Consider the following 7,288-nt stretch of genomic DNA (forward strand, 5'->3'; position numbering starts at 1 on the left):
TTGTTTTTACTTTTAGTAAGAGAAATAATTGGTTTCTTAGCTTATTTTACGCTATTATAGATAGATAATATATTACTTTTAAAAAAAGGGGCGTACTAAAATGAAAAAAATATTAAGTCTTGCCAGTGTGTTATTGATTGCTCTTGCTTTAACCGCCTGCGGTAAATCGAAAGATACAGCATCCGATGTAACACAAACAAAGGGTACATTAACAATCGGATTAGAAGGTACTTACCGCCCTTATAGTTACCACGATAGTAACAATAAATTAACTGGTTTCGAAGTTGATCTTGGTAAACAATTAGCTAAAAAAATGGATTTAACGCCTAAATTTATCGAATCAAAATGGGATTCATTAGTTGCAGGATTAGATGCTAACAAATACGACGTTGTTTTAAACAACGTTGGTGTTACAAAAGAACGTCAAGATAAATACAACTTTACATCACCTTATATTTATTCAAAATCAATTTTAGTCGTCAAAAATAATAACTCTTCTATTAAAACGATTAAAGATATTAAGGGTAAAAAGATGGCACAAACGGTTACAAGTGAAAATGGAGCCGATGCTGAACGCCTTGGTGCTGATGTTGTCTCAACAGATGATTTTGCAAATACAATCAGTTTAATCCTAGATGGTCGGGCTGATGGTACCATTAACAGTAACGATGCTGTCTATTCATACTTAAAAGAAAAACCTGATACGAACATTAAAACAATTTCAACAGGTTCTGAAATTCCAGCATTAAAAGTTGCTGGCTTAATCCAACAGGACAACCCAAAATTACAAAAAGAATTAAACAAAGCACTTAAAGAATTACGTGCTGATGGCTCATTATCAAAACTATCAAAAAAATATTTTGGTAGCGACATCACAAATAAATAATTCCAAAAGGACTGGTGCAAAATCCATTTTGTCATCAGTCTTTTTTTATTAATAATAGATTAAGAGAGGTTCCGCGTTTATGAAACTTGTTATTGATTCACTCCCAACCATTTTAGAAGCTGGAATTCGCTACACTATCCCTTTGACGATAATTTCATTCGTTATCGGGATCATCATCGCAATTATCACCGCACTAGTTCGAATATCAGATATAAAAAAAGGCAGTACCTTCACCCAAATTTTAAAAGGGATTGGTAAAGCATTCTTTTCATTCTATGTTTGGATTTTCAGAGGAACGCCTTTGATTGTGCAATTATTTATCCTATTTTATGGACTACCTAGATTACCAGCACCTTATACAGTTGAATTCGGCGCATTCAGTGCCGCTGTTATTGTTTTTTCATTAAACGTTGGTGCTTATGCATCGGAAACAATTCGTGCAGCTATTCTATCAATTTCAAAAGGTCAGTGGGAAGCTGGTTACGCCATTGGTATGACACACACAACCGTGTTATTTCGCGTTATTTTACCACAAGCAGCACGGGTCTCACTTCCACCTTTATCAAATAGTTTCATTGGTTTAATAAAGGATACGTCATTAGCCTTCTCAATCACGATTGTCGAAATGTTTTCCGTTGGTCAACAAATTGCGGCAAGAACTTATGAACCTATGACCTTATACTGTGAAGTAGCGGTCGTTTATCTAGTCTTTTGCTCAATTTTAAACGTTGGTCAATATTATCTAGAAAAAAGAACATCGCGTTACATTAAAAATAACTAGGAGGTCTTAACTTTGATTAAATTTGAAAATGTTAATAAATACTTCGACCAACATAAAGTCTTAAAATCGTTGTCATTTGAATTACCAGAAAACGAAACAACCGTCATCGTTGGTCCTTCTGGTTCCGGTAAATCAACCTTATTACGCTCATTTAATTTATTAGAACAACCCGAAGAAGGTCTCTACTCATTAGATGATAAAAAGATCGACTTTACCCAACCAATCAGTGAAAAAACAATTTTGGAAGTTCGTCGTGAAACAGGTATGGTTTTCCAAGACTATAACTTATTTCCTCATTTAACTGTTTTGAAAAATGTTATGGAAGGACCCCTTCACGTTTTAAAGGAACAAAAATTAATTGTTGCACAACGCGCTGAAGAACTTTTAGAATTAGTCGGTCTTTCAGATCGTGCTAATTACTATCCAAGCCAGTTATCTGGTGGTCAACAACAACGTGTAGCTATTGCTAGAGCAATGGCAATGAATCCTAAATATTTATTATTTGATGAACCAACTTCTGCACTAGATCCTGAATTAGAAGCAGAGGTTTTAAGAGTTCTACTTAAGTTGGATATAGAAAAAAAATCAATGGTTATCGTTACTCATAATATGGCCTTTGCAAAAGCTGTTGCCAATAATATCATTTTTCTAGAAGATGGCAATATCTTATTTAATGGTTCACCAGACGAATTTTTCAATCACCCTACAGAACGCATTCAAAAATTTTTATCAGCAATGACATTCGAAGATATTTTACCAAAATAAAAAGACATCAATTTTTGATGTCTTTTTATTTACCTAATTTAGTTGTTAAATAACCTTCTCGGACACCACTTTCAGAAAAAATGACACCAACAGAATTTAAATATTGTCCCAGAACAACAACTGGTGCAATTCCACCTACAATAATATCCGCACGGTTAGAAGCTATACCACTGACTTGTGCACGCTTTTTAGTCGTCAAGCCTACCAAGTCCTCAAAAGTTAATGAAACTGCCTTACGTGACAATTGATAGCCATTAATTGCCTCCGTATTAATTAGCTTCTGTTTTTTGCGGTTTAAACGTCCAATAATTCGATTTGAGCCGCCAAGTAGTACGAGGGGCAACTCCATTGCTTCCTTCAACCACTCCAACTTTTGAAAAGCGGTCACCAAGTACTCCATTAACTGAAATAATTCTTTACTCGTAATCTGTTCATTTTTTAAATATTTTTCGGATAAAGTCACTGCACCAAATGGCAAACTCACAAGATGTACCACTTTTCGATTAACCACATGGATTAATTCACTGCTTGCGCCACCTGTATCCAAAATCAAGCAATCATGAATTGGTAAGGCTTCCATTACACCCATATAATCGTAATAAGCTTCATCATCCCCACTTAAAACTTCAATATCAGCACCAACTGCCTCTTTAATTCGACGTAAAAATTCTTTTTGATTTCGAGCCATTCGTACAGCTGCAGTGGCAATTCCATGTACAGCAACCGGTCCATAAATATCATATTGTTTTTTAAAACTAACTAAGGCTTCAATTGTCCTAGCCATCGCATGTTCCTGTAACACTCGGGATTTCCCCATCCCTTCAGATAATCGTGTTTCCGATTTTAAACGCTTAATTTCTTTAAATTGTCCATTATCAAGTTGTTCGTTAATTGATAATCGAACCGAATTTGAACCCAAATCCAATAAAACAAACTTTTCCATTATTACTCACCTCATACTAAATCAAAGAAACGTTTCACAACCGAACTAGTTAAAATAATTAATTCCAATCGCATCTCTAACTTCGTTCAATGTTTGGTTTGCAACAGCATTAGCTTTATCACTACCCGCTTTTAACATTGCATAAATGGCTTCAGGATCTTTAGCTAATTCAGCTCGTCGTTCACGAATTGGAGCTAACTCAGCTTCAAGTACTTCATTTAAATAACGTTTAATTTTAACATCGCCTAAGCCACCTGCTTGATACTGGGCCTTAAGTTCGGCAACTTTTTCAGTATCTTTATCAAAGATATCAAGATAAGTAAATACCATGTTACCCTCAACTTTACCTGGATCTTCAACATGAATATGATCTGGATCTGTATACATTGACATTACTTTCTTCTTCAATGTCTCCGCATCATCGGCAAGGAAAATCCCGTTTCCTAGTGACTTACTCATTTTTGCATTACCATCTAATCCAGGTAAACGTCCTTGCCCTTTTGGAGGGAAGACACCTTCTGGTTCAACAAGAATATCTTGTTGATAAATTGTATTAAAACTTCTAACGATTTCGCGTGTTTGTTCAATCATTGGTTCTTGATCATCGCCAACAGGTACAACTGTTGCTTTAAATGCTGTAATATCTGCAGCCTGGCTAACCGGATAAACAAAAAATCCGGCAGGAATACTGCGTTCAAAATTCTTTTGTTGAATTTCAGCTTTAACTGTAGGATTACGTTCCAAGCGAGAAACAGTTACCAAATTCAAGTAATAACTTGTTAGTTCCGTTAATGCAGGAATTTGAGATTGAACAAAAATAGTTGATTTGTTTGGATCAATACCAACCGCTAGATAATCTAACGCTACTTGAATTAAACTATTTTTAATTTTTTCCGGATCACGTGCGTTATCTGTCAAAGCTTGTTGATCAGCAATCATGATGAATATCTCATAATCACCAGAATTTTGCATTTCAACACGATTCTTTAATGAACCGATGTAGTGCCCGATATGTAGTTTCCCCGTAGGTCGATCCCCTGATAAGACTACTTTTTTTGTCATATTTACGCTCCCTTTCTATCTATAAAAAAAGTCCTATTGTTAGTAAATAACAATAGGACGACTGTCTCGTGGTACCACCTAAATTGCAGAATAAAATTCTGCCACTTACCGATAAGGAGGTTACCCAAAATTCTCATATATCCAATTCAGTCCGCCACCATACCTTCCAGCAAAATCAGTATGTCCCTGTTCTAGTTGGCGTTCCTACTTCGCAATAATCAATGAATTATCTATTAGTGTAAGTGTAGCGTGTTCAACAGAAAAAATCAAATAATATTAAATACTAGACGAATATTTCAAAAACCTTTAAACTAGGTCAATAGTACAAAGGGGGCATTAAGATGTCAGAAGAAGAAATCGAACAAAATAGAGTTGATTCAATTATTACTGAAATTAATCACCAATCTATTAAAACAGCCGAACTATGTGAAAAAGCACATAAAGAAACCTCATCAGTTGAAAAAAACTATGTAGATAATGCCAAAATCAATACTTTTGAAGTTGATGATAGAATTGAAACGAATGCCGAAGTGCAACAACAGAAACAATTGGTCGCCACGACTATCCAAACTGAAGAAATATTAGAAAAACAGGTTCATACTTTAAAACAATTAGGCGATTCACCTTATTTTGGACGTATCGACATCCAAGACGATGGCGATCCAGAACAGGAACAACTCTATATTGGTCTAGCCTCTCTAGTAGATGATCATCAAAATTTTCTAATACATGACTGGCGTGCACCTATTTCAAGTATTTATTATAACGGCGCATTGGGTCATATTTCTTATAAGACACCACAAGGAACTCAAATGACAGAATTATCCAAAAAACGTCAATTTCAAATTAAAGAAGGTAAAATCCTATCGATGTTTGATACCAATGAAACAATTGGCGATGAATTATTGCAACAAGTTTTAGGCGAACAAAGTGACACACAGATGAAAAATATTGTTTCTACAATTCAACAAGAACAAAACACAATTATTCGAGATACAACAAGTGACTTATTAGTTGTCCAGGGGGTTGCCGGAAGTGGGAAAACATCCGCTATTCTACAACGTATTGCATTTCTACTCTATCACTCAAGAACATCACTAAATGCGGATCAAATTATATTATTTTCTCCAAATCTACTTTTCAGTCACTATATTTCCGATGTACTACCTAGCCTGGGCGAAAAGAACATGAGACAAGTCACGTTAGCCGAATTCTTCTCTAATCGTTTTCAAGGATTAAAGGTTGAAACCTTATTTGAAAATTATGAGTCAAACAATAAACATGCTTCATCTGATTTAAGAGGTAATGCACTTTTAAAAAAAACAATTGAAAATTACTTAAATGCAGTAGATTCATCTGAATTAGCCTTCACAGATATCATTTATGAAGGTATCCCGTTCTTTAAAAAAGAAGAAATCGCTAATATATTTACACATCTACCACATAATATGTTGTCATCAGATAAATTTACCGCAACAAAAAATACACTAACAAAACGATTAAAAACTAGAATTGCCGAAATGGCAGAATCTGATTGGATGCGTGAAGAAATTGATTCGTTATCTGATTCTCAATATGAAACATATTTAAGTGATTATGAACGCGATGAATTTGATAGTATTGATAAAGAAATATCATATATTGGTACCATTATATTAAAAGATCGCTTTAATATTGTATATGATGCGATTTACAATAATTATTTTATTGATATTTATGAGCAATATGCTAAATTCCTTGAAATTACAATTTCAATAGAAGAAAAAAAATCATTCCAATCAAACTTAGAGCTTCATAAAATCACGTTATTAGATGCCACACCACTACTATTGCTACGAGACTTACTAACGGGTGATGGTCAAAATAGAAATATCGAACATCTTTTTATTGATGAAATTCAAGATTACTCTCCGCTGCAACTCTTATATTTAAAAAATTGTTTTCCTAACGCTAAATTAACACTTTTAGGAGATAGTGAGCAAGCTTTATTCTATGATTTAATCTTACCAGCTAAATTTTTAGAAAATTTAAATCATATTTTACAAGTTAAAAAAACTAATTTAATTATTTTAAATAAAAGTTACCGATCAACATTTGAAATTACTAATTTTGCAAAATCATTGCTACCAGACGGAAATAGCATTGAATCATTCACACGTCATGGCGAATTACCTAAAATATACTTTAGTAAAACCCGGGCTTCTGCACTAGCATCTTTAATAGCCCTAATTAAAAATGGTGATACTAATAACCAACCAGTAACTATCATCACTAAAAATTTGGCTGAATGTAAATTACTATATAGTGAACTCAGATCATTAGTAAAATTAACAATGGTTACAGATGGCGACAGAAAAATTCCAGAAGAAACAATAATATTACCTATTTATTTAGCTAAAGGCTTGGAATTTGATTCTGTTATTGCTTTTGATATTTCAAAAAAAAATTATATTTCAAAAAATGATCTTGGTACCCTTTATACTCTTTGTTCACGAGCAATGCATACCTTAACTATCTTTTCCATTGAGTCACTATCTCCGTTGCTTACGAATTCCATAAATAATTCTAGTGTTTTGATTGTTTAAATTTAGGTTGATTTATTTTTAATATTACTATAGACTTTTATAGTAATGCCGCTTTAGCTCAGTAGGTAGAGTATCACCATGGTAAGGTGGGGGTCACCGGTTCAAATCCGGTAAGCGGCTTTTTATTTTACAATCGCATAAAAAAAGGACATTAACAATTATGTTAATGTCCTTTTTTTATTTATTATTAGCATGGCAACGTCCTACCCTCGCAGGGGGCGACCCCCAACTACTCTTGGCGCTAAGAAGCTTAACTTCTGTGTTCG

At 34.0% G+C, this 7,288-nt stretch carries 6 protein-coding genes, 1 tRNA gene and 1 rRNA gene; 5 read left to right on the forward strand and 3 right to left on the reverse strand.

Annotated elements, in window-relative coordinates:
- The first annotated feature begins 100 nt into the window (after window positions 1–100).
- The 3 genes from AC1RPV_RS06325 (at window position 101) to AC1RPV_RS06335 (ending at window position 2,432) form a co-directional block, all read left to right on the forward strand.
- The gene (locus tag AC1RPV_RS06325; protein WP_481761799.1) at window positions 101–886 is read left to right on the forward strand and encodes a transporter substrate-binding domain-containing protein; all 786 of its coding nucleotides are present in this window, start codon (window positions 101–103) and stop codon (window positions 884–886) included.
- Between the two features lie 79 nt (window positions 887–965).
- Entirely contained in the window at window positions 966–1,667 is a 702-nt protein-coding gene (locus AC1RPV_RS06330) for an amino acid ABC transporter permease (protein ID WP_481761800.1), read from the forward strand.
- A 12-nt stretch (window positions 1,668–1,679) separates the two neighbouring features.
- Window positions 1,680–2,432: an amino acid ABC transporter ATP-binding protein gene (locus tag AC1RPV_RS06335; RefSeq protein ID WP_481761801.1), complete on the forward strand. Its 753-nt coding sequence runs from the start codon at window positions 1,680–1,682 to the stop codon at window positions 2,430–2,432.
- A gap of 25 nt (window positions 2,433–2,457) precedes the next feature.
- Here the strand turns inward: AC1RPV_RS06335 and AC1RPV_RS06340 are convergent, their stop codons facing one another.
- Together AC1RPV_RS06340 and trpS are read right to left on the reverse strand one after the other, a co-directional pair.
- The gene (locus tag AC1RPV_RS06340) at window positions 2,458–3,375 is read right to left on the reverse strand and encodes a Ppx/GppA phosphatase family protein (RefSeq protein WP_481761802.1); all 918 of its coding nucleotides are present in this window, start codon (window positions 3,373–3,375) and stop codon (window positions 2,458–2,460) included.
- A gap of 45 nt (window positions 3,376–3,420) precedes the next feature.
- The gene (gene trpS / locus AC1RPV_RS06345; RefSeq protein WP_481761803.1) at window positions 3,421–4,437 is read right to left on the reverse strand and encodes a tryptophan--tRNA ligase; all 1,017 of its coding nucleotides are present in this window, start codon (window positions 4,435–4,437) and stop codon (window positions 3,421–3,423) included.
- 341 nt (window positions 4,438–4,778) lie between these two features.
- On the opposite strand from trpS, the gene helD reads away from it, so the two are divergent.
- Window positions 4,779–7,022: an RNA polymerase recycling motor HelD gene (gene helD, locus AC1RPV_RS06350; protein ID WP_481761804.1), complete on the forward strand. Its 2,244-nt coding sequence runs from the start codon at window positions 4,779–4,781 to the stop codon at window positions 7,020–7,022.
- 47 nt (window positions 7,023–7,069) lie between these two features.
- Window positions 7,070–7,142: transfer RNA gene (locus AC1RPV_RS06355), tRNA-Thr, on the forward strand.
- A gap of 70 nt (window positions 7,143–7,212) precedes the next feature.
- Here AC1RPV_RS06355 and rrf read toward each other — a convergent pair.
- Window positions 7,213–7,288 (reverse strand): 5S ribosomal RNA (gene rrf, locus AC1RPV_RS06360); the annotation flags it as partial.

It is taken from the genome of Dellaglioa sp. CoH-55-MRSF-9 (genome assembly GCF_056782155.1).

Bases quoted from the DNA above. Each gene is read 5' to 3' on its own strand.
- AC1RPV_RS06325 (WP_481761799.1), top strand. From the start codon at position 101: ATGAAAAAAATATTAAGTCTTGCCAGTGTGTTATTGATTGCTCTTGCT.
- AC1RPV_RS06330 (WP_481761800.1), top strand. From the start codon at position 966: ATGAAACTTGTTATTGATTCACTCCCAACCATTTTAGAAGCTGGAATT.
- AC1RPV_RS06340 (WP_481761802.1), bottom strand. From the start codon at position 3,375: ATGGAAAAGTTTGTTTTATTGGATTTGGGTTCAAATTCGGTTCGATTA.
- trpS (WP_481761803.1), bottom strand. From the start codon at position 4,437: ATGACAAAAAAAGTAGTCTTATCAGGGGATCGACCTACGGGGAAACTA.
- helD (WP_481761804.1), top strand. From the start codon at position 4,779: ATGTCAGAAGAAGAAATCGAACAAAATAGAGTTGATTCAATTATTACT.